The organism is Enterobacter sp. Taxon_8, from assembly GCF_058354585.1.
In genome coordinates this window covers 249,630-265,594 of record NZ_CM177989.1, presented here as the reverse complement: position 1 = coordinate 265,594, position 15,965 = coordinate 249,630, and the positions used below count along the sequence as shown (strand labels likewise).

Sequence of the window (15,965 nt, the reverse complement as noted above, 5' to 3'; positions counted from 1 at the left end):
ATGCCCTCACCCTAACCCTCTCCCACAGGGAGAGGGAATGTTTAAGCATTACTGCCCCTGCGGAATATCCGTCGCGTCCGGATGTAAATCATCCGCCGTGGCGGCCTGCGCTGGCTGCGACGCGGTGGCCATAATGGAATCCCAGGTCGTCTGAAGTTCCTTCATGTCATATTCCGGCTCGCCCTTCGGCTGCAGGAGGATCAACGCCATCTCCTGTGACAGCTGCTGACGGAGGTCCTGATTGAGCATCTCGACGGTCAGACCGTTCAGGAAGTCCTGACGCAGTTTCTGGTACTGTTCCGGCGCAATGTCCACCACCTGATTCTGCAGGGAGCGAATACGCTGGCTGATCAGAATGTCGGTATCGGCACGTGCGTAGGTCGCAAACAGCTTCTGCAGCTCGAGTTTTTTCTGAGCCACGAGAGCATTGAATTCCTCTTCGGAAAGCCCCTCTTTACGCACTTTTGCCAGCTCTTTCGCGACCACGCCCAGATTGGCATTCAGCTTATCGCCCGGCGATTCAACGTTAATGGCACACTGCGCGCGCTGGAACAGCACGCGGCAGTCAAAGCCAAGACCGATATTCTTGACGTTGTTCTTGCTCAGCGTCTGCTGAACGTGCCAGAACAGCGCCTCACGCGCCAGATCGGCACGCCAGTAGCGCAGCATTGCCGCTGACTCACGGATGGGCTGCCAAGCGTTATCCCACATGACGGAGAGGCGATCCTGACGCACGGCGTCCGTCATAATGCTGACAGGCTCTGCACGCAGCGGAGAGAGCGTCGGGACAGGGGCTGGCGTTTCACGCTTACCTTTCAAATCACCAAACGCTTTGTTGATCTGCTCCACCACCGCGCGGCTGTCCACGTTACCTACCACGATCAGCGTCATGGCGTCCGGGGTGTACCACTTCTGGTAGAACGATTTTACCTGTTCGGCATCGACCGGTTGTTTCAGCGGTTCGGCCGGGTCATGTCCCAGTAACGTTGAGCCCTTCAGGCGGTAGCGCCACCAGCCCTCTTTGGTATCTCCGGGCCAGGTCGCCACCATGTCACTGTTGCTCAACGCATAGTTAACGGTGTCCGGCGTAATCGCCAGATTGCCAGAGGCATCGGAGAGATACGTAAGCGCTTCTTTCAGCAGGTCGTTACGGTTATTAGGCAGGCTCAGGTTAAACATGGTGTAGTCATACGAGACAACAGCCGGAGGAAGCGGGCGCTTCGGATCGATGGCCTGCTGCCAAAGTGAACGCACCTGAACCGCTTGCAGGCTGCCGCTCTGCGTGAGCGCCAGCCGGGGAATAAAATGGCTAAAACCGGTTTGCTGGGTGCTTTCCGTGAGGGAACCGGTATTAATGGACAGACGGATTTCTATACGGTCACTGGGACGTTGCGGAGTGGCTAACACCTGCCACTGAAAACCGTTCGCTAATGTCCCTTGTTGCCAGGCCGGGTCTGGCTGGAGCGCATCTGCCTGCACATAACTGGCTGCTGCCATCATCAGCAAACCGCCGGTTAAGAGTCGAATTTTTGTGCCCTGCATGTGAACCCCTGATCAACATTCCTGGTTAAAAAAGAGTGCCTCGCGACGCGCTTCACTCTTAAAGATGACGATGAAAACACGTCGATTAGACCGCGCGTTCGGCAAAACGTCACGGTCCGAAGTGAAATATACCCAAAAAAATCTTGTCGAATTATGACAGGTACGAACAGTTATTATGCGCAGGAGCCCGCATCCCGACAAGGGAATACGGGCATTTGTGACAAGATTAAGAGGTTAAGCCAGGATTTTTGCTGTCAGTTGAACGATTATTCAGAGTATCGTCGAGCTTTTTGTGATCCAGCTCTTTCACCCATTTCGCCACCACCACCGTTGCCACGCCGTTACCCACCAGGTTGGTTAACGCACGGGCCTCTGACATGAAGCGGTCAATACCCAGAATCAACGCCAGACCCGCCACCGGCAGGTGACCTACAGCGGAAATGGTGGCAGCCAGCACGATAAAGCCGCTGCCCGTCACGCCTGCCGCGCCTTTAGAGGAGAGCAGGAGAACCACCAGCAGGGTAATCTGATGGAAAATATCCATATGGCTGTTGGTCGCCTGAGCGATAAACACGGCCGCCATCGTCAGGTATATCGAGGTGCCGTCCAGGTTGAAGGAGTAGCCCGTCGGGATCACCAGCCCGACCACCGATTTACGGCACCCCAGCTTTTCCATCTTGTCGAGCATACGCGGCAGCGCCGATTCTGAAGAGGAGGTCCCCAGAACAATCAGCAGCTCTTCACGGATGTAACGAATAAATTTGAAGATGTTGAAACCCGTCGCGCGGGCGATGGAACCCAGCACCACGACTACGAAAAGGATACAGGTTATATAGAAGCAGATAATCAGCTGACCCAGCTGCACCAGCGTACCGACGCCATACTTACCGATGGTGAAGGCCATCGCACCAAAAGCACCGATCGGCGCCAGGCGCATGATCATATTGATGATGCCGAAGATCACCTGCGAGAAGCTTTCGATTACGTTAAAGATAAGCTGGCCTTTGCTGCCCAGACGGTGCAGGGCAAAGCCAAACATCACGGCGAACAGCAGCACCTGGAGGATGTTTCCGCTGGCGAACGCGCCAATGACGCTGCCCGGTATCACGTCCAGCAGGAAGGCTACCACGCCCTGATCCTTCGCCTGCTCGGCATATACCGCGACCGCTTTGGCATCAAGCGTTGACGGGTCTACGTTCATCCCCGCGCCTGGCTGCACCACGTTGACGATGATCAGACCGATAATCAGCGCAAGTGTACTGACCACTTCAAAATAGAGAAGCGCCACTGCACCGGTACGACCAACCGCCTTCATGCTTTCCATGCCAGCGATGCCCGTTACTACGGTACAGAAGATCACCGGAGCGATGACCATTTTGATGAGCTTAACGAACGCGTCGCCAAGCGGTTTCATTTGCGCGCCCAGCTCAGGATAATAGTGACCCAGCAGAATACCGATGGCGATGGCTGTCAGGACCTGGAAATAAAGACTTTTGAAGAGTGAGGTTTTCATAAGGTGTCCTTGGGAAGAAAAACCACAGGCTTTGTAAGGTTATGGTTAACCTGCGGCTTTAAAATAACACCCACATAACAGGACAGAAATAAACTCAGTTCAAATTTGAAACACAAATGTTAAGAATTTTGAGCTGGCTCGCACAAGCCAGCAACAAAATTACACTTTTGCGTTATTGTCAGCACAAGAAAGGTATCGTTCTATAAAGATATCCGAAGGGACTGCAGGGGCAAAAAGGAAGCCTTGTCCGCTCTCCACGCCCGCCTCTGCAAGCCAGGCGCGTTGCGCTTCGGTTTCAATCCCCTCGGCAATAAGATGCAGGTTGAGGCTACGCGCCATCTGGATAATCGCCTGCACCATGCTGCTGTCGCCCGGCAGACCGTCGACAAACGCTTTGTCAATTTTGAGCACATCTACCGGAAGGGTTTTCATGTGCTGAAGCTGACGCAGCCCGGCGTATCCCATGCCAAAATCGTCCAGGGCAATGCGAATACCGGCATTACGCAGCGGTTTGAGAATCGCGACCGCCTGATTAGGATCGTCGATGTGTCGGCTCTCCGTCACTTCCAGAGTTAACGTATCAGGCTTGATTCGGTAACGATGGATCAGCTCCAGCATCTCTGAAACCATGGTCGGGTGCATAAGCTGCATGGCAGACAAATTGACCGACAGCGGCAGCGTCACGCCGCGCTCCTGCCAGGCGGCCAGCTGACGGCAGGACTCTTCCAGCACCCAGTAGCCGACGGTAACCATCAGGCCGCAGGACTCAATGCGCTCAATCAGCCCTTCCGGCAGTTCCCATGAACCATCCGGCTGCTGCACGCGCAGCAGTGCCTCGGCGCTTTTCACTTCTCCCGTCAGCAAATTCATCTGCGGCTGTAGCCAGAGGGCAAACTGCCGGTTATCCAGCGCGGTCAGGATGTCGCTCTCTTCCGTCAGGCGCTGCTGCGCCTTTTCCATCTGCTCCGGTTCAAAGAACTGGATCTGATTTTTCCCTTTGCGCCGGGCGGTAAACGCCGCCGAGAACGCGCGACGATAAAGCTGCTCCGCCGTTAAATCACCATAGTACATGGCGATACCGATACTGGCGCTCGGACGAAGCTGGATACCCTGAATGGGCAACCGCTCATTAATGACAGTGAGTACTTGCTGACCTAAGGTGATCGCATGCCACGGTTCTTTTACGCCGTTGGCAATCACCACCAGATCGTAACCGCTGACCTGGGTCAGCACCATGCGCGGGGCAAGGACAGATTTGATCTTTTCCACCAGGGTGAGCAGCAGCATTTCGCGCTGGCTCTCCTGAAGCACGCCAGCCGTGTCCTGCAAGGTTTCACAGGCGATAACCATCAGCGCCGTAGTTTGCTGACGGGCAACGGTCTGCTCCAGCATCGCCATCAGGAAGGCTTTATTGGGGAGCTCCGATACCGGAAAACGGGTGGCGCTGCTGTTTAATTCATCCTGCTGACGCTGGATGCGCTGCTGATTGAGGTTGTAGCTGCGCACCAGCATACCTATCTCATCGTCATGATGCAGACGCGGCAGCTCAAGCTGATGTCCCATCTGATCCTGCGGCGCAAGCGTATTCAGCTCACGGGCGATACGGCGCAGCGGATGAACAATCAGCCGGTTAATGCACCAGGTGAGCGCCACGCTGAGAATAAGCGTCATAAGTAAGCAAGTGGTCACTAACGTAACCACCCAGCTCATGACGAATTTATACATGCGGTAGGAGTCCGCCTGCAAAACCAGGTAGGCCAGCGGCTGCGGATTCGCAGGGCGTTCAAGCGAATAAACGGGAAGCGAAATTTGCACCGGCAGTTCAAACAGGCGCATCACCATCATCGGGACGGGACGCTCCGGGATAAAGCTCATCCGCAGCGCCTGAAACTGGTTGGGCAAGACGACATCGGCGCGGCTAACGACGCCGGCAGGCTGAATACGTTTTAAAATGGTTTCCGCTTCGGGAATATCCCCTTTCAGGATAGAGGCAGAAAGCGGGCCACGCACCGAGCGGGCGATACTTTCTAACTGCGAAGCCGTGTTATAGCGATTCTGCTGTACGGAATGAAACAGCAAAATTACGCAGAAGAGCAGGACAAACAGCATGGTGACGGCAGAGACCATCGCCATCTGTTTGATTGTTAAGGAACGGCTGACACGCAAAATGACTCTCCACAAAACTCGAAGCGCAGGGCGCGCCAGGGTGTAAACCCGGCGCGCCTGAGTATACCCGATTGCCGCGCTATTAAGAGAGACTTACAAATGGATTAAGGAAAATCCGATTACCAGTCCGCGTAAGGGATGAGCGGCTGCGGCGGTAAGTCCATATCGCCCTGCCAGCCTGCGGCAGAGTAGCGCACATAGATCAGCGCATGGCTTGGGGTATAGTCTTTCGCCTCCTGAATATCCACGCCCATGCCTACAAACCAGTTGGACGTTACGCGGCGCTCGATAATGGCCCGCGCGGTATAACCCGTTCCTGATGAACTGCTGCCGGTTTCCATTGCGCCCCGGTCGGTATAGCGGTCTGGCTCATCGGTCGGGATCAGATTCTGGATCGGGTAGCGCAGTTCGTCTTTGGTTTTCGAGTGAGACCAGGAGACCGAGCCACCCAGCTCCCAGGACCAGTTCTCCGTGCGTTTACGCCAGGTCACCGGCAGTGCGAAGGAGACGTACTCCTGCGGACTGTAGTAACCGCCCTGACCCAGGGTATACCCGCTCAGGTCTTTGTCGTAGTGCCAGAGCATATTGGAGACGCCGACCGTCAGGCGCTCATTGTTTTTATTAATGAGCTTGTAGTAGTAACCCGTCATCCAGCGGACGCGCCAGTTATCCTCAACATTTTTACCCGTCAGCGTTTCCGCATTCAGGCTCGACCAGATGCCGTTCGCTTCACCTTTGTCATAGCTCATGCTTACGCCGCCACCGGTGGCACGTACGCCGCCCCAGGTGGTGCCGGTGTTGGTATCTTTTTGCCCGGCGAACGCCAGCAGAGAGCTGGAGATTGGGCGACGATGGGCGTTAACGGTATAGCCGATGGGGCCCAGATCGCTGCTGTAGCTGATGCCGCCCACCACGTCGACAACGTCAAAGCCCATCGGCGTGGTGCCAATATCCATCGCCCAGGTTTTATTCTGCCAGCCGACGGCAACGCTTGCGCCATTGTCGGACTGATGGGTATTGCCGCTACACGGCGTTTCGTAGCAGGTCCCCCATTTAGGATCGTAGGTTCCGTTATTGTTATCAAATGAACCAGCGTCCATGTTGACCAGATCGCTTCTGAAGAACATGCGCCCGTCAGAGAGCGGGGCATCCACCTGCAGCATGGTAGTATGCGCTTTCAGGTCGGAATAGCCGCCCGTGCCGCTGGAGCCCCAGTAGTCGTGCTGCAGCGTGACGTTAACATCCTGCTGACGGTACAAGTCACCGGCATCACTGCGCACGCCGCGTTTCAGCCAGTCGTCTTTTTCATCGTTACGCGTCAGACGAGTGAAACTGTCGTTATCCACCGGACGCGTCGTGGTGATGCCAGACGACACCATCGCGTCTTTGTAGGTTTCCAGTGCCTGCTGAGGCTGCCCGTTTTGCGCCTGGAAACGCGCGGCATCACGCAGCACCAGCGCGTTTTCCATGGAGCCGGGCTGCGATTTAGCCTGCGGAATAATTTTATTGAAGGTCTGTTCTGCGGCGGCGGAATCGCCCAGACCCGCCTGCGCCATCGCGATGCGGCGCTGCATATTGAGCGACAGCGGCTGACCGTTTTGCGCGGCGGGCAGCTTCGCCAGCTCCGAGCGCGCGGCATCTTTGTTACCCTGAGCGCTATAAATCTCGGTCAGGCCGAGGATGGCGTCTTCGTTCTGCGGTTCACGCTGCAGAACGGCGTTGTACGTCGTTTTTGCCGAGTCCAGATCGCCACGCTGCTGCGCCCAGTCCGCCAGCGTCAGGTCGATGCGGGTGGAGGTTGGCTGCTGGCGCAAAAGGTTTTCAGCCTCCTGCTCTTTGCCGCTGTCGCGCAGACGGTTGGCGGTTTCCAGCACCTGGTTACTTTGCAGACGGTCAGCAAGCTCCTGAATATTGCCGTTCCACTGGCTTCGCGGCAGCGTATCCAGATGCGCCAGCGCGGCGCGGTCCTGATCGTTTCCGGAAAGATAGAGCCCGTTGGCATAAACCTGATCCGGGTCGGACGGTTTCTGGCTGGCAAGCTGACGCATAAGGGTATCCGCCTGGCTGCGCTGACCCGCGCTGTAGAGATCGCGCGAGAGACGATAGGTTATCCATACATCGCCGGGAGAGAGCGCCAGACGACGACGCTGAATCTCTGCCGCCTGAGCGTATTTCCCCTGATTTTCAAGCTGCTCGGCCTGGGCGGAGAGCTGTTCGTTGGTCAGGCTACGTTCAATATCATCTATGCTTCTGCGCTGGCTGGCGGAGAGAGACTGGATAAACTGCGAGGCTTTCTCCGGGGACTGCGCACGGTAAATATTGGCCAGACCGCGGACCGCATTGCTGTTGCCGCTGTCCATTCGCAGCGCCTGACGGTAATAACGCTCCGCCGCGTCGTTATCTTTACGCGCCGCGGCGGCGTCGCCCAGCCCCAGCACGGCATAGCTGTCGGTATTGTCGATACTGCGTGCCTGCTGATAGTAACGCTCCGCCTGCGCCGGGTTATTCGCCTTCAGCGCCGCATCGCCCTGCTGGATCAGCAGCCAGTAGCGGTTAACCTTCAGCAAACTGTCCCATTTACCCCGGTTATCGCTCTGGGGATCGAGGGCAATTGCCTTTTCAAACTGTGCCACCGCGCGGGCGCGGTCGCCTTTCTGGGAATAAGCCTGTCCCAGGGCACCCACCGCTTCACTGTCGGCATGGTTGGCGCTGACGGCTTTTTGCAGCTCCGCCACCGCCTTACTGCCCTGCCCGGCATCCACCGCCGCCAGCCCTTCCGCTTTCGCGCGGAATGCAGGGTCAGCGAGCTGTTTTTGCTGGGCTTCAAGCTGGGCACGCGCCGCCGCGACGCTATCACCGTCGCTGAATACGCTCAGGTATTTTTGCAGCGCGCTAACGCTCGCGCTGCTGGCAGGCTGGTCTTTGATTTGGTCATACCACATATCAGACGCCTGGCTGCGCCCGTTGGTAGATTTGGCCATCTCCTGCAATAGCGCAAAGCCTTCGTCACGGCGTCCGCTCTGGAACAGAAGCTGGGACAACGTCGCCTGCAGCTGTGTATTTCCGGGGCTGCTGCTGTTTATTTTCTTGAGCTGGTTAATGGCTGCATTCCGGCGAGCAGGATCTTTCGCCACCACGTTCCAGTATTCCGTCGCCACGTCGCCGCCCGGTGGGTTGCCGTCAAACAGCTTGTCATAGGCTGCAATCGCCTCCTGCGTGTGTCCCGTGGTAGCGAGCAATCGCGCCTGCTGGAGCTGCTGGCGGCCATCCGGCGTGGACAGCAGCATCGTGTTGCGTGATGACTGGTACGCGCTCGAGCCCGGTGCTATCCCTTTCAGACGGTCCAGCTCTTTTTGCGCGCCGGCGTTATCGCCCTGGCGCAGCAGGTAGCGAAAGCGTGCGGCAATGACGTCAGGGTTGTTCGGGTCAATCAGCTCCAGACGATAAAGCGACTGACGAACCAAATCCTCACGCTGTGTCGATTCGCCCAGCCGAACCTGTTCCAGCAGCTGTTTCTGCTGCGGAGAGTTGGCGGCCTCAGCCATCGGCATCAGTGCCAGGCCAAGCGATAAAGTGAGTAGATTTACTGTGAACTTGCGCATTCCTGGCCCCAATCCGGTATTAATTCACCTTTTGCGGTGAAGCGAAAACGATGCTGATCCCATCCTTGCCCAAAGAGAGTCAGCACGTAGCTGTAATAGGCATTATTATCGGGAAAATGGTCTGCAACGCGCTGGCGCTGAACCGCCTGGGCATCACGTTGTTGTAAAAACGGCAGCATGGCGGCAGAGAACCCGACCGGACCATTCCCGGTGCGTTTACCCGTCGCCACATCCACTTTCTCCGGCGGCACACCCCGTTTCATTGTCTTGGCCGCCATCGGCTGGAAGCGCGTCAGCAGCCGGGCTTTCTGAGGATCTTTATCACTCATCATTCCCACCCAGAGATAAACGCGGATGGCATCGTAGCCGCCCACCAGCGATTTATCCTGCTGTAACCGCCAGCCTTTGTTTTTCTGATACTGCACCCAGTCCGGCGAAAATCCTTTCGGCGCACTCTCCAGCAGCAGGCGCTGATTGGTTTCACGAAGCGTGGTCCACGGGGTACCAAAACGCGTGAAATAACTCGCTAGCTGCGGAGGAAGATAGCTGGGATTAAAGCGCCATACGTTCTCATCGGCAAAGCCGACTTTACCGGGAAGCAGCATTGCGCCGAGCCCCGGGACTTTCACCACTTCCTCGCTGACAATGCGTTTCAGCAGCGCTTTACCCGTGCGGGTATAATCCGGATGTTTCCACAGTCGACCCGCTTCGAGCAGTGACCAGGCGATCCAGACATCGGCGTCAGAGGCGGAGTTAGTATCAATCACCGCCCACGTCTCTTTATCTTTCTGACCCCATAGCCAGGCAGGCAGATGGTCGTTGAGATCGCCGCTGGCAAGATTATCGCGCGTCCAGGTCAGCAGCTGGTCAAAAGATTTGCGATCGTTCGCCGCCAGGGCAAAGAACAGGGCGTAGCTTTGCCCTTCCGAGGTCGTAATTTTGCGCGTGTCGCTGGGATCAACGACACGCCCGCCCTCGCTGATGTAGTCCTTTTTAAACTGCTCCCAGGCAGGCCAGGTACAGGCGGCGCGAAGAGGTAGCGCCGCCAGCATCACCGCTGCTAATACACACCAGCGAAAGGCTTTCATCACATCTTACTCATCCGGGTTCAGACGACGACGGCTGATGATTCGCAGCAGACGCCACAGCACCCATGCCAGCAAGACCACGCTGACCGCAGCCAGGATGGCGAGCAGAACCGGATGGTTAGCCAGCGCATACCACAGGCGTTCAAACCACGGCAGATGGCCTACGTAGTACACATCGCCCACGCGCAGGCTATTGACGCCGGACTCACGGATCACCGACACGGAACCAAACATCGCGGCACGTTTACCGCTGTCGTTCATGGCCGTATTGAGCAGTTCATACCCGCGCGGGCTGTCCGCGAGGAGAGCCACCACGCTACGCTGTTCGTTGTAAGGTGACTGGAAGCCGACCACCGCGGCCATTGCCCCCTGAGACGTTACCGTCGTCTGCGCGCTGGCCTGACGATCGTTCACATCCGGCATAATGCTCGGGAACTCGGTCTGGCGCAGCGGCGTGTTAACCCAGGACTGAGCCGCTTTCACCAGCAGATCGATACGTTTGTCATCCTTCAGCTTGTCCGGAATGGTACCGATCACCATGATGTCAGCGTCTTTGTTCTGAATCTGGCTGCCATCGTCCGTCAACGTAACGTTAATCGCCGGTAATCCCGTCTGTCCTCCAACGGTCGCCATGGTATCCAGCAGGGTCGTTACCTGCCCTTCAGTTGGCGCTTTTGGCATTACTACGATGGACTCAGAAAGATCGGCCATGCGGCTGAACGGGAAGCCCGCGTTAGCAAAGGCGCGCAGATCCGGCATCGCCAGGAAGTGATAGTACTTCGAGAAGTCGATGGTCGACTCATCGCCAATCACAACGTGGTTCTGTACGGGCTGGAAGGTGATGCAGTTTTCCGCAGAACCGCCAGGCATTGGGTTCATGTACTGGAAGTCAAAGCGCAGCTGGTTTATCGCGCCAAGCTTCAGTGCCGGAATAGAGACATCCGTTTTGCCATCCAGAAGACCCTGCAGCACCGGCAGGCGAAGCATCAGGCGGTTAGTATCCTGCGTGCTTTGCAGGCTGAAGGATTGCAGGAACTGGTTGTTCAGGCTGATATCCATGCGCGAGCTGTCTTTGGTCGCTGGCGCGGTATAGCGGTAGTTCAGATTGATATCAATGCCGTTGGTACGCAGCAGGTACAGATCCGGCGGCAGATTCAGCGACAGGCTAATCGGCGCTGGCTCAAGCCCCGTCGCCTGCAGCTGTTCTTCATAGGTTTTCAGCTCACCGAATGTCACCGCACGGTCGGTACGCACCCAGTTTGGCGCATCATAAGGTTTACGCGCCAGCAGCGGTTTGACCTCATCCACCACCACGCTGTTGCCGCGGAAAAGGACGTTACCCTGAGCAATGGCTTTTGCTGCCTGCACCAGGTCTTTATCATCACGACCAAAGACCACCAGCAGCTTCACGTACGGGTTTTCCGGGTGGCTTATCATCTCAATGGTCGGCGCTTTGACGTCCGGACGATCGCGCAGGAAGGCCGGGCGTTTCGCGTTGGTCGCAAACACAATGGCATTTCTGTCCGGCAGTTTGTCATACATCGCCGGGAAGCTCTGTCCACGCCAGCCCGCGCGTGAACCAAACCAGGACGCCACAATGGTGGCCGCCAGCTGCTCGGTCACGTCCGGGGATGATGCAAACACCATCGGCAGCGTGAGCGGACGGTTATCACGCGGATCGAAGAACGGAACCGGGAATGCCGAGAGATCGTTTTTCAGCGCCAGCGACTGGTAGGTCATCTGCAGCGAGGAGTTACGCCCGACGTCCATCCACAGCGTGTTGCTGGCAGGGTTTTCGCAGACATCGCGGTAGTGACCGACAAACTCCAGACGGATACGGTTAAAGTCGGTGATGAACAGCGGGTTAATCGGCACCTGCGCCTGGGTTTTTTTGCCCAGCTGCTCTTTGGTGACCGGCAGTACGTCCATCAGCTCGTCATTCAGGTAGACCTTCAGCTGAGACTGCGTCGGCAGCAGGGACGGCGACGGGGTGTATTCAAGGTTCAGCACCGCATTAGAGACGACCTCATCGCTGCGCATGCCAAACTCAATGCCGCCGTTAGGGTTGATGCCGCGCAGCACCATGCTGCCCGGAGGCGGCGCAATTTGCGCGAAGGTCAGCTTCACGTCGCGCGACGGCGCATTGTCCGCAACGACGGGCGCATTCGCCCCCCGGACGCCCGGCATCACCTGCCCGATGACCTGGCCGTCTGCCGGCAATGTGTTCCCCTCCGTCGGCTGGTTCGGCGTGATATTTTCTGTTTGGCCAGGTGCCGCGGTGACAACCGGATCGGTTGCTTGCGCGACGACAGGTACCGTTGGCGCAGGCGTTGCCGCTGCGTTACCCGGGGCTGCGTTAGCCATTGTTGCGGGGATCGCATTCATCCCCATTGCCACTGCACATAACCAGGAAAGTTTTGTTTTCATCGCGTTATCATCATTGTTGAGCCATAACCGGGTCCGCCTGCTTCGCCTCATCCCGCTCAGGACGACGAGGAATGAACGACACGACCCAGGAAACCAGCGAAGTAAGTGACCGGAAAATTAATTTCACCGACGACGGGGCAAATTCTGCAAGGTGACGATAGCCACGGAACCCCAGCTTCAGAATATCCAGCAGGCTTTCCAGAGGTTTATCTTCCGGGAAGCTGTCCTGCCAGAGAGCCCACGTATCCGCGCGGGCAAACGTACACTGCACAAAATCGATATGTTGCTTTTTGGTCAACGGCATCAGCTGCAGACCGACTTCATTGCCCGCCACGCGAACAACCTGCGTCGGGAAGACATACTCCTGCTGACCGCGCTTAAGCAGCAGGTTAACTTTTTGCCCTTCCAGCACCTTCGCCTGGCCGTTGATTTTGATCCCCAGACCGCCGTCAGAGAAGTCATGCACGGTACAGGAGAAGAGGTGGCCATCTTCACGGGCAATCGCCGCAGGCATGCAGATTTCAACACGATGCGCACGACGAACCTGTTTGCTTTCCACCGACACCGCCACCGCGCCGCCGAGGATAATCAGGTTGTAGAAGACCCATGCCATACTGACGAAGACGGTCAGGATTTCGTTTTCCGGGCCGTAGAAGTAACGCCAGATACCCGCAATGACGCCCACGATATTCAGCAGCACCAGGAAGATATACGGCCGGGAGATCACCCAGTCGACGTACTCCTCCTCCACCAGCCCGCCCTTCGCGGTGACGTTGAATTTACCTTTGTGCGGATTAATCAGCGCCACCATCGTCGGCGGCGCGATGTACCAGGCCAGCACCGTTTCGTAGATTTCACTCCAGAAGGAGTGGCGGTATTTACCCTGTATCTTCGAGTTCGTCAGGCTCGCGTGGATCATGTGCGGCAGAACAAACAGCGCAATCATCAGCGCGGGAGCGTAGATGATATAAGCGTGCAGAAGCAGGAACGCCAGCGGCGCGGTCAGGAAGATTAGCCGCGGAATGCCGGACAAGAAGTGGAACATGGCGTTGACGTAGCAGAGACGCTGCGCCAGCTTGAGTCCTTTCCCGATCAGAGGGTTATCGAGACGGAAAATCTGCACCATCCCGCGCGCCCAGCGAATACGCTGGCCAATGTGCGCCGACAGTGACTCCGTTGCCAGACCGGCTGCCTGAGGAATACGCATATAGGCAGAGGTATAGCCACGACGGTGCAGGCGCAGAGAGGTGTGCGCATCTTCAGTTACCGTTTCGACGGCGATACCGCCAATTTCATCCAGCGGTTTACGGCGGATAACCGCACAGGAGCCGCAGAAGAAGGTGGCATCCCACATGTCGTTCCCGTCCTGCACCAGGCCATAGAACAGGGTGCCTTCGTTCGGGGTCTTACGGAAGCGGCCAAGGTTACGTTCAAACGGGTCCGGCGAGAAGAAGTGGTGCGGCGTCTGCATCATCGCCAGCTCTTTCTCCTTCAGGAACCAGCCCATGGTCATCTGCAGGAAAGAGCGCGTCGGCACGTGGTCACAGTCAAAGATCGAGACAAACTCCCCGGAGGCATACTTCAACGCGTTGTTGATGTTACCCGCCTTAGCGTGTTCGTGAGTCGGACGGGCGATGTATTCGACGCCGACCTCCTCCGCGAACTGGCGAAACGCCGGGCGGTTGCCGTCATCCAGGATCCAGACCTTGAGCTTGTCTTTCGGCCAGTCGATACCCAGCGCAGCATAAATCGTGTTCTTCACCACGCTCAGGTCTTCGTTGTAGGTCGGCACGAAGAGATCGACGGTTGGCCACTGGGTCGTGTCCTTTGGCAGCGGAACCGGCTGGCGGTTGAGCGGCCAAATGACCTGGAAATAGCCCAGCACCAGCACGATCCAGGCGTAGGTTTCTGCAAACAGCAGCACCAGACCGCATACCAGGCTGACCGGGTCGTCCCAGTTCAGGGTTGAGGTATAACGCCACCAGATGTAGCGACAGGAGACGGTCAGCGACAATACGATCAGCATCAGCGCCGAGAAGCGGCCCGGAATACGGCGGACCAGCAGCGCCACGCCCCACAGCAGGATCAGGAAGGTGAACTGCGCCAGAGGGTTGAAAGGCTGCGTAATACAGACCAGCGCCAGAATGAGCGAGAACACGACGATCACGCCGAGGATAAAACGCCGCAGGCCCGGATGGAGATGTCCTAGCTCTTTATGGTTATCCAGATGGCTGGTCTTATCGCTTACGCTGTTGGGCAGCCTGTCCAGCCACTGATGGTAGCGTTCACGTAACTGCTGCACGCGGGAGAAGCTCCGCCAGTACGGCGTTTTTGTCTCCGCACGGGATGAGGTCGCCACCAGCCAGATGGCCTGAATGAGATAACGCGCCGGATCCAGTGGACGCGGCCGGTCAGGATTAATGTGCGGATACAATTCACTGTGCCGGGCACGTATGCGCTGCCAGCGCGGGTGTTCGAGTGGAATAAACATCCAGGCCAGAATCATCCAGAAACAGCCGAGCGCGGCGCTGAATGCCGACGCGCCGTGACGGCGAAAATGCCGGTAATGTTCGCTCAAACGCGAACTGACCGGTGGGATGAGTAACCAGCTGGCGAGACGACTCATACATCACTCCCTGCATGTTCCGCCCGGTTGGCGAAGTTCAGCAGACACCAGTTAGCCAGCGTCAGGATCTCTTCTGCCGCCAGTGAATCGCTGCGGTATTCGCCGAGCGGTTGCTTAGACGCAAGGCATTCCGCCATCCCCTCATCACGATGGATGACAATGGGAAGCAGACGGCGCTGGCTTTGCAGCCAGACCTGATACAGATCGTCCTGGATCTGGCTGCCAATGCGCAAATCGTTAATCAGAAGGTGAGCGTTCTGAGGCAGCCCCTGCTGATGCAGGCGGATATGGCAGTTCGCATCGACGTTGACGATGGAAAGTATATGATCGCACTGGGCGATAAGCTGTCGGGTCAGCGTGCCGGCGCCGTGGGGCAGATCCAGCAGGATCCATTTGTAGTGCCCCTTTTCTTTCAGGGTCTGCAGCGCCAGCGTGAACTGCGAAAACAGGCGCTGATACGCGGCTTCATTTTCGCGTTCCGTGGTGGTCAGTTGACCAAACGGCAGCAGATCGAGCTGGGAGGTATAGCGCATCCCCGCATCCTGCCAGTCTTTATCATCAAGCAGCGCGCGGGCCCAGCCCTCTTCACGAGTAAAGTCAACGTTAAACGACATACGCAACAAATTATCGGCGCAGGCGTCAATAACCAGCACCGATTCACCTAAAAGCTGTAATGACCACGCCAGCGCCGCGGTAACTGATGTGGTACCCACACCGCCACGGACACCCTGTAATCCGAGTATGGCCATCAATGGCTCCCTTATTGTTGATGGGCGAATTCAGCTAATAACGGCCAGCGTTTAATAGCCGCGGCCAACTGTTCCCGCTGGGAAATATCGGTGTAATCTATTTCAGGTAAAGAAAAGGCCTGCGTCAGCGCCAGAAAATCGTTTTGGAATGTGTAACCCAGAGTCGAGTCGACTGGGGTTCCAGGTTCGTTATTATCCATTCTTTTTCCATCCCTTTAAGGAAAATCGCACGCTAATGAAGTTGCGGGGCTT

At 57.0% G+C, this 15,965-nt stretch carries 9 protein-coding genes; all 9 read right to left on the bottom strand.

Translation table 11 applies throughout. The annotated features are described in order from the left end of the window. Positions 1–48: 48 nt before the first annotated feature. The 9 genes from AC4IBF_RS01195 to bcsR all read right to left on the bottom strand — a co-directional run bounded on the left by AC4IBF_RS01195 (position 49) and on the right by bcsR (position 15,913). Positions 49–1,542 (bottom strand): M16 family metallopeptidase, encoded by a 1,494-nt coding sequence (locus AC4IBF_RS01195; RefSeq protein ID WP_143345639.1) that lies wholly within the window; start codon positions 1,540–1,542, stop codon positions 49–51. 226 nt (positions 1,543–1,768) lie between these two features. Further along, a complete protein-coding gene (locus AC4IBF_RS01190) occupies positions 1,769–3,055 on the bottom strand; it encodes a dicarboxylate/amino acid:cation symporter (protein ID WP_023309587.1) in 1,287 nt (428 codons plus the stop codon). 159 nt (positions 3,056–3,214) lie between these two features. Continuing rightward, entirely contained in the window at positions 3,215–5,221 is a 2,007-nt protein-coding gene (gene hmsP, locus AC4IBF_RS01185) for a biofilm formation regulator HmsP (RefSeq protein ID WP_491463115.1), read from the bottom strand. A gap of 119 nt (positions 5,222–5,340) precedes the next feature. Then, the gene (gene bcsC / locus AC4IBF_RS01180; RefSeq protein WP_136195974.1) at positions 5,341–8,823 is read right to left on the bottom strand and encodes a cellulose synthase complex outer membrane protein BcsC; all 3,483 of its coding nucleotides are present in this window, start codon (positions 8,821–8,823) and stop codon (positions 5,341–5,343) included. Then, positions 8,805–9,911, bottom strand: a complete 1,107-nt coding sequence (gene bcsZ / locus AC4IBF_RS01175; RefSeq protein WP_115876800.1) for a cellulose synthase complex periplasmic endoglucanase BcsZ — start codon at positions 9,909–9,911, stop codon at positions 8,805–8,807. The genes bcsC and bcsZ overlap by 19 nt, the downstream gene beginning before the upstream one ends. A 6-nt stretch (positions 9,912–9,917) precedes the next feature. Further along, positions 9,918–12,338, bottom strand: a complete 2,421-nt coding sequence (bcsB, locus tag AC4IBF_RS01170; protein WP_491463114.1) for a cellulose biosynthesis cyclic di-GMP-binding regulatory protein BcsB — start codon at positions 12,336–12,338, stop codon at positions 9,918–9,920. A gap of 10 nt (positions 12,339–12,348) precedes the next feature. Next, on the bottom strand, positions 12,349–14,964 hold the full coding sequence (gene bcsA / locus AC4IBF_RS01165) for a UDP-forming cellulose synthase catalytic subunit (protein WP_143345642.1): 2,616 nt from the start codon (positions 14,962–14,964) through the stop codon (positions 12,349–12,351). Next, a complete protein-coding gene (gene bcsQ, locus AC4IBF_RS01160; protein WP_325848813.1) occupies positions 14,961–15,713 on the bottom strand; it encodes a cellulose biosynthesis protein BcsQ in 753 nt (250 codons plus the stop codon). Before bcsQ ends, bcsA begins: the two co-directional genes overlap by 4 nt. 11 nt (positions 15,714–15,724) lie before the next feature. Then, the gene (bcsR, locus tag AC4IBF_RS01155) at positions 15,725–15,913 is read right to left on the bottom strand and encodes a cellulose biosynthesis protein BcsR (RefSeq protein WP_008503237.1); all 189 of its coding nucleotides are present in this window, start codon (positions 15,911–15,913) and stop codon (positions 15,725–15,727) included. Positions 15,914–15,965 lie beyond the last annotated feature (52 nt).